This window comes from Deltaproteobacteria bacterium, assembly GCA_020848745.1.
Taxonomy (GTDB): Bacteria; Desulfobacterota; Binatia; order UTPRO1; family UTPRO1; genus UTPRO1.
In genome coordinates, this window is the sequence record JADLHM010000012.1 from 1 (window position 1) to 18,696 (window position 18,696).

Below are 18,696 nucleotides of genomic sequence, written 5' to 3' on the forward strand. Positions count from 1 at the left end.
CGACCCTCCTCGCCGGCCTGCTGCCGTGGACGCCGTTCGTTCTCGCCGCGCTCGCGACGGCGGTGCGCGACGGCGCGGCGCGACGCGATCCGCGGCTCGCGTTCCCACTGGTCTGGTTCGCTGTCGTGTTCGTCTTCTACTCGCTCGCCGACGCGAAACGCAGCGTCTACCTCCTCGCGCTCTATCCCGCGGCGGCGCTCGTGACCGCCTGGTGGTGGAGCGAGCTCGCGCGTGGCCGCGCGTCGACGGGTTGGCTCGACGGCACGCCGGCGCGCGTCGTTGTCGCCGTCCTCTGCGGTGCGGCGCTCGTCCCGTTGTCGTCGACGCTCGCCGAAGGCATGGGCTTCGACCCGTTCGCCGCGATCGCGCCGCTGCTGGCACCGAAGGATCGCGCCAACCTGCCCCTCGTGCGTGGCATCATCGACGGCCATCTCGCGCTCGTGCTGGTCGGGACGGCGGCGATGCTCGGGGCGCTCCTGTGGTGCGCGCGGGCGATGCGAGGACGCGACCCCGCGGGCTTACTGCTCTCGTACACGGTGTTCGGGATTGCGCTCTGGACGCTGATCTTCACGGTCTTCCAACCCGAGCTCGCCCGCCTGCGCACACTCGGACCGTTCGTCCGCAGGGCCGCGACGATGACCGAGGGCAAGCCGCTCGCTTTCTATCGCGGCAGCTTCGATTTCGGCGCCATGTTCTACGCGCCCCCCGGCACCCGGCACTGGAAGCCTGGCCGACGCGCCGGGGTCGGGCCGACCTATCTCCTCATCTGGGACACCGAGCTCGCCGACCTCCCGGCGTCGGAGCGGAGCAAGCTCGCCGTCCTCGAGACCAGCGACGGCACCGACCCGCGCGGCAGGCAACGACTCGTCCTCGTCCGCCGGGGCGGGTGACCGGCGCGGCTCAGAACGGATACTCGAGCCCGGTGAAGACGGCGACGCCCTGCTCGCCGAGGCCGATGTCGACGAAGCCCACGACCTGCGGACGTACGACGCCCCGGAACCCGAGCCCGCCGACCGCGTGCAGGTCGTTGAAGGGCGATGCTCGCGACGACCGGAACACCTGGCCGAAATCGAAGAACGGCGCGAGCTCGAGCTCGGCGTTCACCCCGAAGACCTGCCGCTGATAGACGCGGGTACGAAGCTCGGCCGACGCGAAGAAGCTGTTCTTGTCGACGAAGCGCCCACTGCCGAACCCGCGCAGGCTGCGCCGGCCGCCGACGTCGTTCTGCTCGAAGAAGGGAACGTCGGCGTCGCTCTGCAGGTAGTTGATGCGGCCGTGCATGGCGAACACGAAGCGCTCGCGCAGCGGGATGAACTTCCGCACCTCCGCCGCGTACTTGATGGCCGTGAACGAGCTGCCGAGCAGGCGCGGAATGAACTCGGCGCTGAAGAGACCGAAGCCGCCCTGGCGCGGAATGTTGGTATCATCGCGGCTGTCGTAGACGAGGCCGATCTCCTGACCGACCATCGTCGCCCCGCCGAGCCCCGGCGTATCGGGGTGCTCGTCGCCAATGAACGGGAAGTCGTCGACGCCGCCCTTACCGACACGAAACACGCGGACGCGCGACTGATAGGTCAGTTCGAGCGTCGGTTGCAGCCGATAGTTCAGCCGGACGAGCCCGATCGTCTCTTTCGCCGTATAGTTCGACTCGTCCTTCTCCGAGGAGCCGTTCCCGAATCCGAAGAAGCGCTCCGTCGAATCGCGCTCGTACTCGAAGAGCGCCGAGAGCCGGAGGCGATCCTGCCAGAAGGCGTTGTCGCTGTAGATGAACTCGTAGTCTTCGTCGATGTTCTGCGACTTCCGCGCGACGATGCTCCACTTCTTGTCGCGCGACGGGAAGCCGAACAGGCGGAAGGCGGGGAAGACGCCGGTGATCTTGTTGTACCGAACGTCGGGCGCGAGGATGTACTTGATGATCTTCTGCTCGTCGAGGAACAACACGACGGCGAGCGCGCCGTACGTGTTGCCCTCGTTCGGATCCGTCAAGATCTCCGGCAACGGAATGTAGCTGCGTTCGAGCGCGTGCGCTGGCGTGGCGTCGATCCACCCGGCGATGGCGACGAGCGCGAGCAACGTGCTCGCCACGAATGCACGCACCGGCACGCGGATCGGATGCCTGCAATCACGGTCTTTTGCAACAAACCGCCGACGCATCTTTCCTTGCCGCGGTTGGTGACGGCTGTTAGGCTCCGCGCCCTTCGGACGCCGGCTCGCATGTCGCCCTCAGTCCCAGTCCCCGACGGCTCCGACGATCGCGTCCAGAGCTCCGAGCGCGGTGCGTGGTCGCCGGCGACGTCGTCGCCGTCCTCGACGCAATTCGCGCTCGCGGTGGTCGGCCTGTTGCTGCTCGCCGCGCTGATCTACCAGAGCGGGCCGCTGCAGCTCGCGCGTCATATCGCCGTACTCGGTTGGTGGGCGCCGCTCGTCTTCGTCCCGTATGCGGTCTCCTCGATCTTCGACGCCGCGGGTTGGCGCGTGACGTTCGTGCACTACCGCCCTCCGCTCTGGCTGCTCTACCTCGCGCGCTTGATCGGCGAAGCCATGAACAGCATCACGCCGACGGCCTATCTCGGCGGCGAGCCCGTGAAGGCGTTCGTGCTGCAGCGCTTCGGCGTCCCGCTCACGGAGGGTGCCGCTTCGGTCATCCTCGCGAAGACCGCGCTCACGATCGCGCAGATCGCGTTCGTGGTCGTCGGCGTCGCGCTTTTCATGATCCGACGCGACGTCGGCATGGTGACGGTATCGACCGTATTCGGGCTCACGCTGGCCGGTGTCGGCGTGACGTTCCTGCTCGTCGTGCTGCAGCGGCGCGGGCTCGTCGCGTTCGTGGCGCGCCTGATGCTGCGGATCTTCCCGCGGGCGCGGCTCGCCGCACGACTTGCGGCGGGCGCGCCGGCGGTCGACGCGCGTCTCCGCGCGTTCTACGGCGCGCGGCCGCAGGCGGCGACCGTGTCGGTCGCCTTCCACTTCGTCGGCTGGGTCACCGGAGCCGCTGAGGTATTCGTGATCATGCACCTGATCGGGCACCCGGTATCGATCGGCGACGCGATCATCGTCGAGGCCCTCGCGCAGCCGACGCGGCTCGCGGGCGTCCTCATCCCGGGCACGCTCGGCGTACAGGAGGCGGGCGGGATGGTCATCTTCCGGATGCTCGGCCTACCCCCCGACCTCGGGCTCGCCATGATGCTGCTGAAGCGCGTCCGCGAGATCGGCTTCAACCTGTTGGGTGTCGCCCTCCTGACGCGGCTCCGCCCGGCGCCCGCCGCCTGAGCGCGCCCGGATCACGGCATGAGGCGACTCGCCACGAACACGTCCGAGTTGCCGTTCCGCGCGTCCTCCCAGACGACGTAGCACCGCGTACCCGCGGTCGCGTCGATGGCGACCGCGGGCGCGGTCTGGGCGCTCGGCCCCGCCGCGCTGTCGTCGACGCGCTCGTCCGCGCCGAAGCTCGCGCCCGCATCGAGGCTGCTCTTGAAGTACACGTCGTTCGTGCCGCCCCGGTCGTCCTGCCAGGCGACGCAGATGGTGCGATCCGCCATCTTCATGTCGGGGTGCGATTGGGTGGTCGGCGTGTCGACGTCGGGGTCGAAGCCGATCTGCGAGTCGTCGAGCCGGCGGCTCGGCTGGAAGGCGGACGCGTTTCGTTTGGTCGCCTGGGTGAAGAAGATGTTGCTGTCCGATTCGCGTGCCCGAATGTCGGTCCACGCAACGCTCGCGAGCCCGCTCTTCGCATCGACCACGATGCTCGGCTCGGTGTTCAGCCGCTCGAGCGCTCCGAAGTCGTCGACCCGGACGTTCTTCCCGGGCCGCTTCTGGGTCAGCGACGCCCGGGTCGAATAGATGTCCCAGTTGTAGTTCCGGAAGTCCGCCCACGCCACGAAGAGGCGTCGATTGCGGATGGCGACGGTCGGCCGCCACCGATTGTCGAGCTTCACCGCGAGCGGATCGGGCACGGCGCCGCGCCGGACGCCGACGTCGTCGAGACGCGCGCTCGGACGAAAGGTCGTCCCGAGGTCCGTGCTGTACGCGAAGTACACGTGCTCGAACTGGACGCCGTCGGGTCCGGGATCGCGTTCGTCGATCCAGACCACGGCCGGATCACCGCTCGGGTCGGCGACGACCTGCGGCGTCCACTTTCCGTAGCCGTCGGCGCCGCTGTCGACGCGCACGTCCGCGCCGAGCTTGGCACCCGCGAGGTCGAAGCGTGCGAGCATGATGCGCCCCGCGTCGTCGTCGCGGCCGTTCACGAACTCTTGCCACGTCACGTAGACGCGATCCTGCTTCGGCGCGACGGTGATCTGCGGAAAGAGCTCGACGACCGCTCCCGGCGCGCTGGCGCTGATCTTCACGTCGCCGCCGAAGGTCGCGCCGCCGTCGGAGCTGACCGCCATGTACACGTTCTCGTAGCCGTCGCGATCATCGTCCCACACCACGTAGAGGCGCCCGGCGCCGGCGGCCGCACGCGGATGCCGCTGGGTCGCGGGCGAGCCCTCGGTCGCGTTCACCTGAACGTTGACGCCGAATGCGGTCGGCACGCGCGGTCCCGGGTCGGCCGGTCCGAGCACCCGCGCTCCCGGCGTGTCGACGTCCGCGAAGACGATGCTCTCGCGATAGCCGCCGCGGCACGCGCCGACCGTGAGGGTCGTCGGGCAGAGCACCGCGGAGCGCGGCTTCAGGAGATCGCCCGTCGCGGCGAGCTGCGTCCGGCGCTGGGCGCGCGTGAGCAGGGGATTTGCGATGCCGGGATCGTCGATCACCCAGGGCGCCATCGCGAGGAATCCGGTGTCGGGATTCTGGCCGATCCAGGCGTTGCTCGCGGAGAGCGGACCCGGAGACGCGCTCGTGCGCTTGCCGAGGATGCTGCTCTGACCGTCGAAGGTGACGTCGATGAGATTGCCGACCAGCGCGGGCGTGACGTTGTAGAGCAAGTTCGGGAAACGTTGCAGAGCGCCGAAGCCGCCTTCCTTCAGAACGTCGGGACCGTCGTCGGAATCACTGAACGCCCAGGCGCTGAAGGCTTCCGATTGAATGAGGAGGTTGGCGCGCTTCGCATCCCACCGCTCGTTGACGTCCACCATCCACGCGTCCTTCGAGATCACCACGCCGAGTCGGCCGAGCGGGGTGTCGAGAACGTCGAGATCGCGGACCGGCGAGGCCGCGAGTGACAGGAGGTCGAGCTCGAGCGGTACGAGGTACGACTTGTTGATGCTGCCGCGGAGGATGCCGCCCGTCTGGCTCGGCGCGGCGAGCACTCCGCCGACTCCGTCCGGCACCATCACTTCACCGTCGGGTCGAAAGATCATCGTCGTGTTGTGCACCTCGGGCGACGTCGCCTCGTACGCGTAGGGCCGGAGCGGTTCGTCGGGATCGCGGAGCTGCCCGACGCGCGCCGGATCGTCAGCGGCCTCGATGCGGCGAGCCTCGGCGACGTTGACGCCGGCGCTCACGTACACCCCGTACGTCATCGCGATGTCGCGGTACGTCTCGTACACCACGCGATAGTTCACGTCGGTGAGCGCGAGCAGCAATGCCTGGAACATCGCCAGGTTCTGGAACTTCGCCCGGTAGTAGTTGATCCGACTGCTGTACGTGTTGAGGAGCGCCAGGAAGGCGCCGCCGGTCGAGATGGAGCCGCGGGCCGGCGCGCCGCGCGACCCGGTCATCGCCGCCACCAGGCCGACGTCCTCGGGAAAGTTCACCAGGACGAGCGGCGGGGCATTCGGATCCGCGGGCTGGATGTGGCTCACGACGTCGTCGACACCCGCCTGGACGAAGTTCCCGCGATTGGGCAGGGCCGCGTCGACCAGCGCGAACATCTTGTCGCGAAACGCCTGGACGTTCACGACGTCCTCGACGCGGACCTCGTTGCCGACCGCGAAGACGCGCACGGGGACCGCACCGGCCGGATGTGCGGCGAAGAGGACGAGCAGGGAGCACACGACGGCGAAGGACCGGATGGACATGGGGAGTTCCTCCAAACCGTCGTTCTCGCACAGGCCTTCGACCCTGCAAAGGGAAAATCCGGACCGCGCGGACGCCATGGCCCGCACGTCACCCCCCGGGGATACCGTCCGCCGGCCCCGTTCACGTCGGTGCGACCTCTGTGGTACGGTCGTCGCGATGGGTCTCGAGAAGAGCGTGACCGAGAAGATCCTCCACGTTCTGCGCCCCTACGCGTCGAACTGGAACGGCACGCTCGGTCGCGGCGATCTCGTGATCCCGCAGCGCGAGATCCCGCGCGTCATCCACGAGATCCTCGACGCGGTCCACGAGCTCACGGAGGTCCATCGCGAAGCGCCCGAGGGCGAGATCTTCCAGGCGTTGATGGAGACGCGTCGCCTGCCGTCGATCCAGGATCAGCTGACCGCGCTTCGCAAGCGTTTTCTCATCGTCTCGCGGTGAAGCGCGCCTCGTCGACGGCCCAGCACGCGCAGAGCGCGGCGGCCCGCTCGTCGAGCTCCGCGAACATGTCCGCATCGACCAGGCCCGTCGCGAAACAGTCGCTGGCGAACCACGTGCTGCGCACGAGGAAAGCGCGCGCGTCCGCCACCTCGCTGAAGCGAAGGTACTGGAGCTCGAAAAGATAGCGCACGAGCATCCGCAGGAGCTCCGCCGGCGGGTGAACGAACCGCAGCGTGCGGATGTTGTGGCGGACGTACGTCTCGATCTCGGTCCGGTCGAGGAAGCGCTGCGCGAGTACGTTGGCCTGCCAATCCGCAATGCGCGTAAGGAAGAGGCGCACGAGCGCTTCGCCGGGTGTGAGCCCACCGATGCTGAGGTCGGAGAGATCGACCGCCGTGAGCGCGCGCAGCGCGGGCGACATCGCCGCGACCACACGCGTGAACGCTTCGGCCAGGACGCCGCGCCGGGCGGCGAACGCGCGCTCTCCGGCGACACACGGCACCCACCCCGCGTCCACCGCGAGATGCGCCCACTCGTGCACGGTGCGGGCTCCGAGCATCGCCCGTGCATACGGCAGATCCGGACCCGAGAGCCGCTCCATGCCCGGCTCGTCGAGATCGTACGCGATCAGGCCGCGCTCGCGGTGGAGATAGCTGTAGCCGCGCTGCTCCATCTCGGCCGCCGGAGGCGGCAACGCGGCGGGATCGACGAGCGCCGCATGAAAGGCGCGCGTGTGGCGCGCGACGAGCCGCAGATCGTCGCGAACGGCCGCCACGCCCGCGGCGTCACCGCGCTCCAACGCCTCGCGCAGCGCGCCGATGCGCTCGGGATGGGCGGGGTCCCACACGATGCGGCCGTTCCCGCCGGTGACCAGGAGCGGCGGCGCGTCGCGCGCGAGCCAGTCGCCGAGCTCCGCGATCACCCGCGCCGGATCGGCCCGCCAGGCGGCGCGGTAGCCATCGAGCGCGCGGCGTGCCGCCGCGGACCATGCGTCGACGAGCGATCGCGGCTCGCCTTCGAGTGCCCGCGGAACGAGGATGCCGGTCCCCGGGATCGCACGATGTGGCGCTCCCGGAACCGGAGGCGCGAGCGTCTCGTGGCGCAGCCGTCGCAGCCAGGGGAGGGCGCGCGCCACCGCGCGCAGGCCGTCGGCATCGGGGCGGCGCGAACGAGCCGCCGCCGCGGCGAACGCCGCGCACTCCTCGTCCGAACGTTCGAGCCACCAGACCGCGTTGTGCAAGGCCGCCAACGTGGCCTCGCCCGCGAGCGCCATGCGGTCCCCGTGCGCCAGCACGTACGCGCCGAGCTCCGGATGCGACACGCGCGGATCGAAGTCGCACGCGTAGACCGTCCAGGCGCTCGTGTTGAGGATCTGCGCATAGGGGCGAACGCCGTCCTCGCGCAGCACGACGGCCACGTGCCGTATGCGCGGCGGCATCCAGGTGCGCGTCCGGCGCGCGAGATCGGCGCTCCGTTTCCAGTACAGCTGGAAGGATCGGTCGAAGAGCGCTCCCTGCTCTCGCGACCACGCGCCGCGCGACCGCAGCCCGGCGGCGAGCTCGGCGCTCATCCCCGCCGGGCCGAGGTGCTCGATCGGGATCAGGAAGACACGCGGGTCGGCGAAATAGTAGTCGGCGAGCGTCATCGAGTGCCGCTGCCGTCTCGTTCCGCCGACGGTCTTCTGCGCCCCTTGTATTCTCTTAGACGAATCCCAGGTCGAAGTTCGCGCTCCGCCAATAGTGTGCCGGGTCGGAGAGGGCTTCGATGCTGTTGTCCAACGGCAGCAACCCTTGCACCGTTCCCTGCGGCAGGTTCACCCAGTGCTTCAAGACCGTGCCGTAGACGTCACGGAAGTCGGTCGACCGGAACGGATTCGCATCCTGCGTATATTCGGTGTTCCCCTCGTTATCGAGGGCGAGCTCGTTGATGTTGGGGTGGTTTCCGTACACGCCGCCATTCACCGAACCTCCGATCACGAACATCGGACCCTGCGAACCGTGATCGGTTCCGTTGTCGTTCTGGGGGATGCGGCGACTGAACTCGCTCCACACGAGCACACAGACCCGATTGATGACGCCCATCTGCGCCAGGTCGTCGTAGAAGACCTTCAGGGCGGCTCCGAGCTCGGCATGCAGACCGAAGTGCTGACCGTTCTGTTCCGCGCCCCCCTGATCGGAATGCGTGTCGTACCCGCCGTTGCTCACCTGGAAGAAGCGCGCGTTGACGTTCGTCACGCCCTGCTCGACGCCGTTGATGACGCGCGCCACCTCGCGAAGGTCACGCGCCAGGCTGCGGCCGACGTCGGTATACAACTGTTCGAATGGCGCGCGCGCCGGGTCGTTATTGTAGAGGTCGCTGAGCGACTGATACGCCGCCGCGCTCTCGAGCGTCGCGTTGCCGGTGTTGCCGATGTAGATCGCCGACGGCTGCGCGCCGGCGATCCCAGAGAGGTTGAGCTGTCGGAACGCCCATGCCTTCTTGCCGATATCGAGGAGCGGGTCGCCGATGTCGCCGGGATAGTCGCCGTCGAACGGGAACTCGAACCCGTCGAGATCTCGCACGGCGAGTACGCTGGTCCCCGTCTGACGAAACTCGCCGACGACGGAGTCACTGATGTTGACGGCCGGAATCTGACTCCCGTTGTACTGTGATGCCAGGTGGCGGCCCACCCACCCCGTACCCCCCAGAGACCCGAGCGCGAGACCGGCTTGCCAGATCGTGCGCGACTCGTCGTGGGAGAGACTGTACTCGGGGTAGCCGCAGCCCTGGATCACCGCGACCTTGCCGAGATCGTAGAGCGCCTTGAGCCCTCCCGCGCCCGCCCCGTTGTCGAAGAATCCCGCCGGAACGTCGAAGCCCGGATGGATGCCGAGCTGGGCGCCCGTCCCGGGGTCGGTGCCGATCAAACTGCCGGTGAGCTCGGCGGGCGTGATGTTGATGTTGCCGCGGGCGTCGTTGTAGTCGTCGCGCAGCGTCCCACTCCCGTTGGCCGCAGGAATCACGGTATTGAGACCGTCGTTGCCACCGTCGAGAAAGATCACCACAAAATAGCGATTGTTGTCTTCGAGCGCCGCGAACGCGTCCCGCACCCATCCGTTGCCGAGAAGCCGCGGAACGAACAGACTCCCTGCCGTGGCGAGACCGGTCCGCTTGATGAACTGTCGTCGTGTAATGGCCATGGATCGTCTCCTCCCGCCGCTATTGCAGCTGGAACGCAGGCGTTTGCATGAGCAAGGCAAAGAGCCCGTGCAGCTTGCTGTTCCGCGTCTCGTAGTCGTTCAGGTCGAGGGCCGGGTTCACCCCATCGTCGGTGAGGTAGGTTATCAACGTCGCCTCCTCGGCCGCGGTGAGGTCGCCGGTGATTCCCAGAACATCCGTGGCGGCGGTCAGGATGTCGTTCGGATCGCTGAGATCCAGGTCCATGAGCTTGTCGGGACGGAAGCTCGTGCCACCGCCGCCCCGCGCTGAGGTCAGGTCCCGGGCAAAACCGTAGCGCGCCAGCATGGTCGAGCTGCTGACCCACCCCGTCTCCCAGTCCCAACCGAATACGCTCGGCGGGTCGAACAGCACCTGCCCCATGTTCGACAACTGATCCAGCACGCGATTGTAGCTACCGCCGTCGACGTACTGCTCCTTCCCTTTCAGCTTCATCTTCAAGAGGCGCAGCGACGTCACCACGTAGTCGATCGGCCAGCGGACGGATTTCGGTGTCGCGGCGCCGACCGGCGGAACCGCGGTGAGATAGAAGTCGTCGTGCACGAAGATCTCGTGCAACAGGGCGGCCACGTCGAAGCTCGTGTCGAAGCCCGATGCCGTCACGACCGCGTCGATGTACGGCTGATCCGGGCTCGGGTGCGCAAAGTACTCGATCAGCCGCCGCGCAATGCGCCGCGCGACCGTGTTCTTACCCTGACTGTCCTTGTGCTCCAGGATGATGTCGACGACCGTGTCGATCTCCGCTTCGCCTTCCCCGCTCGCGGCGAAATCGCGCCCACCGCCACCGAACCCGCCGGTGTGCTCGAAGATCCGCTTGTTGCCCGCGGGCGACGGCGCGCCGATCGGCAACCCGCGATCCGGCCACTCGTCACTGAAGTCATGCTCGTAGTCTCTGAGATATGCTTCCTTGTCGTAGTCCCACCCCGTGAACGCGCGCGCGATCTGCGCGACGTCCTCCTGCAGGTAGTTGTCCGCTCCGGCCGAGTCCTTCACTCCGAGGGTGAAGAGCTCCATCAACTCGCGCGCGTAGTTCTCGTTCGGAATCTCCTCGTAATTCCTGACCGTATCGAGGAACTCCATCATGGCCGGGTCCTTGTTGACGGCCTTCACCAGGGTTCTGAAGTTTCCCTTGCAGTTCAGGCGGAACAATCGATTCTGCGACGCCATGCGCTTCGTCTCGAAAACCTTGGAGATGCCCGTCGCGAAGTGATCGTGCCAGAACAGCACGAGCTTCTCCTGCAGCGGGCTCTTCACTTTGAGCATGTACTTGATCCATTTGTCATGGAGGTCGGCGTGCTCCCTCCCTCCAGGCTTGAACCCCGAAGGTTTGAAGCCGAGGAGCGCCGTGACCGCGGCGCCGCGCGTCGGATGGGCGTCCAGGAAGGACTGTGCTCCCGCCTGCGACGTGCCGAAGCCCGTGCGCCGCAGCAGATGCCGTGCGTGCGCCAGCGTGAGAGGTGTGCCGTCTGCCATCGTCTCGATCTCCTTTTCGACTCAGCTCATCGGTCGAGTCAGTCCGTTCCCGCGACCCACCCGGTCTCGGGAGCGCCCGCCTGGATCCACAACGTGATGACGTTGATCAGCGTCGCGTCGAGCTTCGGGCGGTCCTTCGGCATGCGATCGCCGAATCCCGGACCCGGAAAGTCGCCGTTCAGCTTGTACAGGATGTAGCTCGTCGCAGGATCACCGGTATTGGCGTCGACTTGCGTGATCCGCTTCCAGCCGAGTGCGTCGGCGTCCGCGTTCGTCGGGGTCCGATTGATCAGGTTTCCCGGAAAGGCGCTTGCCTCGAGGAGCAGGTTCCCGGCGCTGGAGAACGAGTTCGAGTCGTGACAGCCGCTCACCGCGCAGCTCTGGTTGAAGACCTGCCGTTGCACGCGATCGTAGGTGCCGGCGAAGAGCACACCGGGGTCGCAGCCGCCGACGGGCGGGTCGCACACCAGGTCGATCTTGTCCTTGTCGACGAGTATCGTCCCCATGCCCGCGGCGGGGGTCGACTCGGTCACTACCCGGATCTGCTTCTTGCCGCGCTTGCACTTGTCGCCCTTCAACGGACCCTTGATCGGCACGAAGAAGTTGGTCGCTGTCGTGCAGGCATCGCCGGCGTTGTTGGGATACGGCGCGATGTCGCTGTCGATGCGGGTTTGCAGCGCCTGGAACTCGGGGTCGAACTTGGGAGTGCCGTCGTCCACCGCGTGCTCGACGGTGACGAGGCGTACACCGTTCAGCGAGCAGGCGGTCGGGTTGAACGAGCTGTTGACGCATACCGAGACCTGGAAGTTGCAGAGGCCGTTCACGGTCCCATCGAGGTCGCAGGGCTCGCCGTCGGCGCAGCGGATGCTGCGCGGCTTGGTCGCCGGCGTGTTCACGGCGGCGTCGAACGCGGCGAGACAGTCGACCCGGCTGCTACCGCCGCCACCGACGACGATCGCGTGGGCCGAAACCCCTTCGAGATCCATGGCCGCGCAGACGACCAGCGCCATTGCGAGCACTCGAGGGGACATGTGGACCGACATGGAACACCTCCTACCGCGCGACACACCCCGCTTCCGGGAACCAACGAGACGGAACGGCACCGGCTCACGGCACTGTGAGGGGTCGCGCGGAAGCTATCACGGCGGGCCAGTCGTCAGTCAAGGAGAACCACCACGGTCCGTCTCACGAGTTGACCCCTCGCCACACCTCGCCTAGCTCTACGCGATGCCGTCGAAGGGCGAGATCGCGATCGCGGGGCTCGGCCAGACTCGGCAGGGCAAGGTCTACGGCCGCAGCCACATGGGCCTCGCCGTCGAGGCGGTCGAGCTCGCGCTCGCGGACGCCGGCCTCGCGCGCGCCGACCTCGACGGCCTGCTGCTCAACCCGGGCATCGCCTGGGGCAACGCGGCGATGGGATCGTTCATGCTGCAGCAAGCGCTCGGTCTGCGCGACCTGAAGCTGCAAAGCACCATGAACCTCGGGGGTGCGACGGCGGGCGCCATGATCCAGCACGCCGCCCTCGCGATCGCGGCGGGCCTGTGCACGACGGTCGCGTGTGTCTTCTCGGATCGGCCCCTGAAAGCCCCGCAGGAACAGCACGCGCGCGCGGGGAAGCGCGAGGGTTCGGCGGCCTCCTACGCCTTCGCCCGCGGGCTCGACGCGGTGTACGGCCAGTTCGGCATCAACGCCATGTACGCGCTGGTCGCCCGCCGCCACATGCACGTCTACGGCACGACCCAGGACCACCTCGGCGCGGTCGCGGTCGCGCAGCGGCGCTGGGCGAACCGCAATCCGGCGGCACAGCTCCACGCCGTGCCCCTGACCCTCGCGGACTACCACGCATCGCGTTGGATCGTGGAGCCGTTCCACATCCTCGATTGTTGCCTGGTATCGAACGGCGGTGTCGCCGTCATCGTGACGTCCGCCGAGCGCGCGCGCTCGCTCCGGAAGCCGCCCGTCTACGTGTGGGGCATGGGCCAGGGTCATCCCGGCGGCGACCCCTCCGAAACCCTCGTGTCGGGCGCGCCGCTCGCGCGCACGACGGCATTCGCCATGGCGGGGATCGACGCACGCGATGTCCGGATCGCCGAGCTCTACGACTGCTATACGTTCACGGTGCTCGTGACGCTCGAGGACTACGGCTTCTGCGCGAAGGGCGAAGCAGGTGATTTCGTGGCCGCGGGCCATACCGCCCCGGGCGGGAGCCTGCCGGTGAACACCGGCGGCGGCCAGCTCTCCTCGGCCTACATGTGGGGCATGACGCCGCTCGCCGAGGGCATCGTCCAGGCGCGCGGCGAAGCCGGCGATCGTCAGGTCCCGCGTCACGACGTCGTGCTGGTGAGCGGCAACGGCGGCCTCCTCTCGACGCACACGACGCTCGTCCTGAGCCCGCTCCCGTCATGAGCGCCGGTCCCACGATCCCGCGACCCCTGCCCGAGCACGAGGGCGACCTCGCCCCGTTCCTCGCGGCGGCCAGGGAGCATCGCCTGGTGGTGCAGCGCTGCGACGGGTGCGGCATGCTGCGGTTCCCGCCTCGCGAGCTCTGTAGCGGCTGTCTCTCGACGGCGGCGTCGTGGAGGGAGGTCTCCGGGCGCGGCGAGATCTTCAGCTTCAACGTGATGCACCAGGTCTATCATCCGGCCTTCGCGCGCGAGGTGCCCTACGCGGTGGTCGTCATAAAGCTCGCGGAGGGTCCGAAGATCACCTCCAACCTCGTCAACTACCCCGTCGACCGGATCCGCATCGGCATGCCGGTCGAGGTGGTGTTCGAGGACGTCTCCGCGGACGTGACGCTCCCGAAGTTCCGCGGCCGCGCCTGAACGACGCGCCCGCTCCGCCGCGGAAGCGCCAGGGTCGTCAGTTCCCCCCGTACTCGTCGCTCGCCGTCGCCACGTAGTGCTCGAGCATGCGCTGCTCGGCGGCGCGATAGGCGAGAAGCCGCATCATCTCCTGCGCCTGGGGTACGAGCGGCACGGTGGCGAGGAGCCCGACGACATCGGCCGGCGAGAGCTTCTCGATCGCCTCTTCCATGCCGACGATCGCCTCCTCGGGAAGCTCACGGATCTCGAGCGCCTTCAGCGCTTCGAGCAGCATGGAGAACCGTTCCTCGAAGCGCCGCCGAGCCTGGTCCTTGTCGGCGTTGGTACACGTCACGGAGAGCTTCTTCGCCGCCTTGTCGAAGAGGCGATCGAAGGCGCGGAGCAGGGCGTCGCGTCCGGTCATGGTCGTCTCGGTCAGAACTCGACCAGGAACCCCTCGCTCTCACCGCTCTCGACGTCGACGAGCGTGGCGCGGGCGCGGGCGTAGCTGCCGGTCGGGAAGTAGACGAAGCCCTCCGCGTGATCCCCGGGCGCGAGCGTCCCGCTCGGCAAACCGCGTTTGCGCAGCGTCTCTTCGATGGCGCCCGCGGACGGACCCGCGATCCCGGGGTCGAGGTCGGCGGCGGCGGCGCGCGCGATCTTCTGCGCGGCCTCGCGAACGTCCACCTGGCGGACCTTCTCGGTACCGCCGCGCGGACGGAGCTCGATCGCCGCGGGGTCGAGCGTGTAGGTGATCTTGCTGCCGTTCTGCACCGTGACCTTCACCGCGAGCACGCCGCCCGCCGCGAGGTCCTCGCCGAAGTCGAGCTTCGTCTCGAGCGCGAGCTGCGGCTGGATCTTGAACTTCACGCCGCCCTCGGCGGTGCCGCCCGACTGCTCGTCGGCGTAGGCAACGTCGCTCGCCGCATGATCCGCGATCCCCGTGAAGGCGAGGTAGAAACCGCGGGTGAAGGTGAGGTCCTGACTCAAGAGCTGATCCTGCTCGGCCTCGAGCCGAACCTCGGTCGGCTCGCAGGTGATGTGCACCACCCCGTCGGCGCCCGAGGGCCGCCCGGACTCGCGCTCGGTCTTGTTGCCGCGCAGCACGCCGGTTCTCCCGAGCGCGGCGGGCTCGAAGGTCGTCACGGTGTAGCCGAGCGTCTTCATGCTCTGGAACGCGTAGCGGTTGGCCTGATCGCACGTAAGGTTGCTCCGTTGCACGGCATACTGCGAGTGCATCGGGGTGCAGGCGGCCGCCGTCGTCAGCGACGCCGCCACGGCGGCGACCAGAGCCCAGCGCATGGTCGGCATCTACGAGCCCGCGTCACCGCAAGTCAACCGGACGCGGTTGTCTGGCGGAAGAGCGGCCGTTATGGTCCGGCCGCGTGCGCGCGAGCGGCTCCCGCGATCACCGTCACGGCGTGAAGCGCCTCGTCCCGTGGATCGTCACGGCCGTCATCTTCGCGCTGATCTTCCGCCGCGTCCCGATCGCGCGGGTCGTCGACGCGCTCCGGAGCGTCGACGTGCTCGCCTACCTGGCGATCATGCTGCCGTACTCGATCGTGTATCTGCTCATCGACACGTTCTGCCTGACGCGCGTGATCAACTGGTTCAACACGACGATCGCCTACCGTGACGTGCTGCCGATCCGCGCCACGACCTATCTCCTGACGCTCCTCAACTCGCCGCTCGGCCAGGGCAGCATCGCGCTCTACTTGAACCGCCGCGATGGCATCCCATTGCTCGAGGTCGCGAGCTCCGTGCTCTTCATGATGTTCGTCGAGCTCTACCAGCTCGTTTTCTTCTCGAGCCTCGGCGCCGCAATCGCGCCCCGCCGGATCGATGGCCTCTGCTGGGTGTACGTCGCGCTCTACGTCTACTTCGGGGCGCACGTCGCGTTCTTCCGTCTCGCGGGCGACCGCCTCACGCAGGACAAGGCGGCCGGCATGCTGCGGAGCTTTCGCCTGGCGCACCTCCGCCACTACCTGCTGCTCGTCCTCTTCAAGGCACCGAACTTCCTGATGGCGACGATCGTCTACTACTATGCACTCCAGTGCTTCGGCCTGCACCTGTCCTATCTCGAGCTGCTGGTGTTCCTGCCGGTGATCTTCCTGTCCGCGGCGCTGCCGATCGGGGTCGCGCACCTCGGCGCGCCGCAGTACTTCTGGCTGCACTTCTTCGGCGATCAGGCGCCGGAGGCAAGCCTTCTCGCCTTCAGTCTGACGGCCCATGTGACGTTCATGGTGATGAACGCGACGCTCGGGGTTCCCTTCTTGCCGCGAGCGACCCGCGAGCTGTCGTGAAGAGCCCGGTCGCCCGTTCGAGCACTGCCGCGCCGTTCACGGCGGCGACCGCGAACGCGGCCGCGTAGATCGCGGCGTCGACCGCCGCGTGGTCGAGCGCCACGGCGGCCGTCGCCGCGCCAACGATCACGTAGTTCAGCACGCCGCCGACCGCGCCCGAGCGGCTCCCGATGAGCTCGAGGGCCGCGACCGAGCCGGCCCGCCGCCACCCGTCGAGCACGTAGAGCGTGAAGGCCAGCATCGCGGCCCCCGGCAGGATCCACGGCACGCGCCACTCGGCGGCGAGCACGAGAAACGCGGGGAAGAGCAGCAGCGCGTCGGCCCCGTGGTCGAAGAGGCGACCGCGACGCGACGCCGTGTCCGCGGAGCGCGCGAGCGCGCCGTCGACGTAGTCGGTAGCCGCCGCGGCGACGTAGATGGCGAAGGGCATCCACCCGACGTCCGCGCGCGCTCGACCGAGCTCCCACGCGAGCACCGGCGCGAGGACCACCCGGAGCGCCGTGCACACGTCGGCGGCGTGCCTCACTCGCGCTTCGCTCCCTCGAAAACCGTGATCGGCTCCTTCGGACCACGCTGGCGGCGCAGGAGCACGTAGAGCGCGCCGGTGCCGCCATCGGCCGGACGCGCCGACGCGAATGCGAGGGTCGCGCGCCCGATCCGCCCACGCGCAAGCCAGCTCTTCAACCGCTCCTTGAGCACGGGGACGTTGTCCTTCGAGTTCCGGCCGCGACCGTGCACGATCAACACGACGCGCTTGCCCTCGGCGACCGAGCGCATGACGAACCGTTCGACCTCGACGCGCGCCGCCGCCGCCGACATTCCGTGGAGGTCGATCATCGCCTGATAGGCGAACTCGCCGCGCCGCAGGCGCTTCAAGATCCGCGCGTCGAAACCGACGACGGCGCCCTCCACATACTCGGTCGAGTCACTGAGGTCGAAGCTGCTCGTGCCCTTCACGAGCTCGACGAGCGCACCGAACGCCTCGGCGTCCTCGTCGATCGTCGCGCGTGTCGTGAGCGTGGTCGGCGCGGGAGCATCCACGCGCCCGTCGGCTCGAAGCCGTCGGACGTCGGCCATGGCGGCGGCAAAGGACGTGGCGTCGTCCTCGTCGGCAGGGGACGCGGACGCGGGAACGACCGGAGGGCGGGGCGGCGAGGGCATGCGACGCTCGGGCGGCGCTGCGGAGCGCGGGCGCACCAGCGTGCCAAGCCTCTCGAACGGCGCGTGGAAGGGCTTCGTGGTCGTCTTGGCGGGAGCCGGTGGCGGCGGGTGCCGGCGACGTCGCGACATGGTAGGCCTGCCGGAGCGGAGGATAGGGGGTCGGCCACCGACCTGCAACGGGATCGCGACGCCGCCCCGCGACGCACGTTGGGAGCGCACCCATGAACGACACGATCGCCGCCCTCGGGCTCGCGCTCGGCACCGCTTTCACGGCCGGGCTGAACCTCTACGCGACCGTCGCCGCGCTCGGTCTCGCCGCCCAGGCCGGCGCCATCCAACTGCCGCCGGACCTCCAGGTGCTCGCGCACCCGGGGGTGATCACGCTCGCCCTGGTGCTCTACGTCGTCGAGTTCTTCGCCGACAAGGTCCCCTACGTCGACAGCGCGTGGGATGCCGTACACACGTTCATCCGCGTGCCGGCCGGAGCGATCCTCGCGGCACGGGCGTTCGGTCCGGTGAGCCCGCCCCTCGAGCTCGCCGCCGTCCTGGCGGGAGGCAGCATGGCGTTGGCGGCGCACGCGACCAAAGCGACGACCCGCCTCGCGCTGAACGCGAGCCCCGAGCCCTTCAGCAACTGGGTCGCGAGCGTCGCCGAGGACGCGACCGCGCTCGTCGGCGTGTGGCTCGTGTTCAACCACCCCCTCCTGATGCTCGGGTTCCTCGCGGCGTTCGTGATCGGGGTCGCGTGGATGGCGCCGAAGGTCTGGCGAGGCCTACGGAGTCTCTTCCGCCGCCTCGGCGGTCGCGACGACGGTTCGGGAGCATCGCGGCAGAGCCGCGCTCCCGAGGGCACGGGGGAGGCACCCTCGGGAGCGTCCAGCAAGGAGGGGTAGGGTTACTGGTGCGGCTCTGCTGCGACCATCGCCTCGGAGGTCAGGCGATCGCCGTTGATCGGTGCACTGGTCTCGCGGCGGGGATTGCCGCGACGCGCGAGGGCTTCGATCGCGCGGCGCGCGAGCTTGCTCGGCTTGGCGTGGCCGTTCTCCCAGCGGTTCACGGTGGAGAAGGTGACGGCAACGGCGTGGGCGAACTCCTCCTGGGTCATGCCCAGCCGGATCCTGAGCTCTCGGATGCTCCGGTGCACGTTTTCGTCGGTCATGGGGGGTCTCCTTCGTGGTTTCTCGTATAGTGGCACGCAGCGGCGCGGCTATAGGCGTGTTCAGCAAGGGTCGGACCATCGGGTCCGCTCGGCTAAGCGCCTGAGATCACGCGCTTTTCATCGCGTGTGCCGTGTGCCAGCGCGATGCTGACACAGCCGCGGGTGCCAGGAGCGCCCGGCG

Annotated in this window: 18 protein-coding genes; 7 read left to right on the forward strand and 11 right to left on the reverse strand. The window is 68.4% G+C overall.

Going from position 1 to position 18,696, the window contains the following annotated elements; all coding sequences use genetic code 11:
• The coding region (locus IT293_01155; protein ID MCC6763244.1) for a hypothetical protein at positions 1 to 890 on the forward strand (890 nt) is incomplete at its 5' end.
• Positions 891 to 900: 10 nt separating this feature from the next.
• On the opposite strand, the gene IT293_01160 is transcribed toward IT293_01155, so the two are convergent.
• Positions 901 to 2,097, reverse strand: coding sequence for a BamA/TamA family outer membrane protein (locus IT293_01160; protein MCC6763245.1), 1,197 nt, complete (start codon positions 2,095 to 2,097; stop codon positions 901 to 903).
• A 117-nt stretch (positions 2,098 to 2,214) separates the two neighbouring features.
• Here IT293_01160 and IT293_01165 point away from each other — a divergent pair, with 117 nt between their 5' ends.
• Positions 2,215 to 3,270: a flippase-like domain-containing protein gene (locus IT293_01165; GenBank protein ID MCC6763246.1), complete on the forward strand. Its 1,056-nt coding sequence runs from the start codon at positions 2,215 to 2,217 to the stop codon at positions 3,268 to 3,270.
• Between the two features lie 11 nt (positions 3,271 to 3,281).
• Here IT293_01165 and IT293_01170 read toward each other — a convergent pair whose 3' ends face one another.
• Positions 3,282 to 5,963, reverse strand: a complete 2,682-nt coding sequence (locus tag IT293_01170; GenBank protein ID MCC6763247.1) for a hypothetical protein — start codon at positions 5,961 to 5,963, stop codon at positions 3,282 to 3,284.
• Positions 5,964 to 6,120: 157 nt separating this feature from the next.
• Between IT293_01170 and IT293_01175 the strand changes: the two genes are divergently transcribed.
• Positions 6,121 to 6,402: a hypothetical protein gene (locus tag IT293_01175; protein MCC6763248.1), complete on the forward strand. Its 282-nt coding sequence runs from the start codon at positions 6,121 to 6,123 to the stop codon at positions 6,400 to 6,402.
• On the opposite strand, the gene IT293_01180 is transcribed toward IT293_01175, so the two are convergent.
• Genes IT293_01180 through IT293_01195 form a run of 4 tightly spaced genes read right to left on the reverse strand, consistent with a single transcriptional unit; the run spans position 6,386 to position 12,134 of the window.
• Positions 6,386 to 8,047, reverse strand: a complete 1,662-nt coding sequence (locus IT293_01180; GenBank protein MCC6763249.1) for a hypothetical protein — start codon at positions 8,045 to 8,047, stop codon at positions 6,386 to 6,388. The genes IT293_01175 and IT293_01180 overlap by 17 nt on opposite strands.
• Before the next feature lie 55 nt (positions 8,048 to 8,102).
• The gene (locus IT293_01185) at positions 8,103 to 9,581 is read right to left on the reverse strand and encodes a DUF1501 domain-containing protein (protein ID MCC6763250.1); all 1,479 of its coding nucleotides are present in this window, start codon (positions 9,579 to 9,581) and stop codon (positions 8,103 to 8,105) included.
• A gap of 19 nt (positions 9,582 to 9,600) precedes the next feature.
• Entirely contained in the window at positions 9,601 to 11,091 is a 1,491-nt protein-coding gene (locus IT293_01190) for a DUF1800 domain-containing protein (protein MCC6763251.1), read from the reverse strand.
• 38 nt (positions 11,092 to 11,129) lie between these two features.
• Positions 11,130 to 12,134: a hypothetical protein gene (locus IT293_01195; GenBank protein MCC6763252.1), complete on the reverse strand. Its 1,005-nt coding sequence runs from the start codon at positions 12,132 to 12,134 to the stop codon at positions 11,130 to 11,132.
• 184 nt (positions 12,135 to 12,318) lie between these two features.
• Here IT293_01195 and IT293_01200 point away from each other — a divergent pair, with 184 nt between their 5' ends.
• Both IT293_01200 and IT293_01205 read left to right on the forward strand, forming a co-directional pair.
• The gene (locus tag IT293_01200; protein MCC6763253.1) at positions 12,319 to 13,497 is read left to right on the forward strand and encodes a thiolase family protein; all 1,179 of its coding nucleotides are present in this window, start codon (positions 12,319 to 12,321) and stop codon (positions 13,495 to 13,497) included.
• On the forward strand, positions 13,494 to 13,913 hold the full coding sequence (locus IT293_01205) for a Zn-ribbon domain-containing OB-fold protein (protein MCC6763254.1): 420 nt from the start codon (positions 13,494 to 13,496) through the stop codon (positions 13,911 to 13,913). The genes IT293_01200 and IT293_01205 overlap by 4 nt, the downstream gene beginning before the upstream one ends.
• 37 nt (positions 13,914 to 13,950) lie before the next feature.
• Here the strand turns inward: IT293_01205 and IT293_01210 are convergent, their stop codons facing one another.
• Positions 13,951 to 14,316: a hypothetical protein gene (locus IT293_01210; protein MCC6763255.1), complete on the reverse strand. Its 366-nt coding sequence runs from the start codon at positions 14,314 to 14,316 to the stop codon at positions 13,951 to 13,953.
• An 11-nt stretch (positions 14,317 to 14,327) separates the two neighbouring features.
• Entirely contained in the window at positions 14,328 to 15,194 is an 867-nt protein-coding gene (locus IT293_01215; protein ID MCC6763256.1) for a hypothetical protein, read from the reverse strand.
• A 119-nt stretch (positions 15,195 to 15,313) separates the two neighbouring features.
• Here IT293_01215 and IT293_01220 point away from each other — a divergent pair, with 119 nt between their 5' ends.
• Positions 15,314 to 16,195: a flippase-like domain-containing protein gene (locus IT293_01220; GenBank protein MCC6763257.1), complete on the forward strand. Its 882-nt coding sequence runs from the start codon at positions 15,314 to 15,316 to the stop codon at positions 16,193 to 16,195.
• Here the strand turns inward: IT293_01220 and IT293_01225 are convergent.
• The gene (locus IT293_01225) at positions 16,131 to 16,721 is read right to left on the reverse strand and encodes a CDP-alcohol phosphatidyltransferase family protein (protein ID MCC6763258.1); all 591 of its coding nucleotides are present in this window, start codon (positions 16,719 to 16,721) and stop codon (positions 16,131 to 16,133) included. The two genes, IT293_01220 and IT293_01225, sit on opposite strands and share 65 nt — an antisense overlap.
• Positions 16,718 to 17,272: a Smr/MutS family protein gene (locus tag IT293_01230; protein MCC6763259.1), complete on the reverse strand. Its 555-nt coding sequence runs from the start codon at positions 17,270 to 17,272 to the stop codon at positions 16,718 to 16,720. Before IT293_01230 ends, IT293_01225 begins: the two co-directional genes overlap by 4 nt.
• 305 nt (positions 17,273 to 17,577) lie before the next feature.
• On the opposite strand from IT293_01230, the gene IT293_01235 reads away from it, so the two are divergent.
• Positions 17,578 to 18,249, forward strand: a complete 672-nt coding sequence (locus tag IT293_01235; protein MCC6763260.1) for a DUF4126 domain-containing protein — start codon at positions 17,578 to 17,580, stop codon at positions 18,247 to 18,249.
• A gap of 2 nt (positions 18,250 to 18,251) precedes the next feature.
• Here IT293_01235 and IT293_01240 read toward each other — a convergent pair whose 3' ends face one another.
• Positions 18,252 to 18,515, reverse strand: coding sequence for a helix-turn-helix transcriptional regulator (locus tag IT293_01240; GenBank protein MCC6763261.1), 264 nt, complete (start codon positions 18,513 to 18,515; stop codon positions 18,252 to 18,254).
• Positions 18,516 to 18,696: the final 181 nt, after the last annotated feature.

Coding starts and splice junctions, on each gene's coding strand:
- IT293_01165 (MCC6763246.1), top strand. CDS start 2,215: ATGTCGCCCTCAGTCCCAGTCCCCGACGGCTCCGACGATCGCGTCCAG.
- IT293_01170 (MCC6763247.1), bottom strand. CDS start 5,963: ATGTCCATCCGGTCCTTCGCCGTCGTGTGCTCCCTGCTCGTCCTCTTC.
- IT293_01175 (MCC6763248.1), top strand. CDS start 6,121: ATGGGTCTCGAGAAGAGCGTGACCGAGAAGATCCTCCACGTTCTGCGC.
- IT293_01180 (MCC6763249.1), bottom strand. CDS start 8,047: ATGACGCTCGCCGACTACTATTTCGCCGACCCGCGTGTCTTCCTGATC.
- IT293_01185 (MCC6763250.1), bottom strand. CDS start 9,581: ATGGCCATTACACGACGACAGTTCATCAAGCGGACCGGTCTCGCCACG.
- IT293_01190 (MCC6763251.1), bottom strand. CDS start 11,091: ATGGCAGACGGCACACCTCTCACGCTGGCGCACGCACGGCATCTGCTG.
- IT293_01195 (MCC6763252.1), bottom strand. CDS start 12,134: ATGTCGGTCCACATGTCCCCTCGAGTGCTCGCAATGGCGCTGGTCGTC.
- IT293_01200 (MCC6763253.1), top strand. CDS start 12,319: ATGCCGTCGAAGGGCGAGATCGCGATCGCGGGGCTCGGCCAGACTCGG.
- IT293_01205 (MCC6763254.1), top strand. CDS start 13,494: ATGAGCGCCGGTCCCACGATCCCGCGACCCCTGCCCGAGCACGAGGGC.
- IT293_01210 (MCC6763255.1), bottom strand. CDS start 14,316: ATGACCGGACGCGACGCCCTGCTCCGCGCCTTCGATCGCCTCTTCGAC.
- IT293_01215 (MCC6763256.1), bottom strand. CDS start 15,194: ATGCGCTGGGCTCTGGTCGCCGCCGTGGCGGCGTCGCTGACGACGGCG.
- IT293_01230 (MCC6763259.1), bottom strand. CDS start 17,272: ATGGCCGACGTCCGACGGCTTCGAGCCGACGGGCGCGTGGATGCTCCC.
- IT293_01235 (MCC6763260.1), top strand. CDS start 17,578: ATGAACGACACGATCGCCGCCCTCGGGCTCGCGCTCGGCACCGCTTTC.
- IT293_01240 (MCC6763261.1), bottom strand. CDS start 18,515: ATGACCGACGAAAACGTGCACCGGAGCATCCGAGAGCTCAGGATCCGG.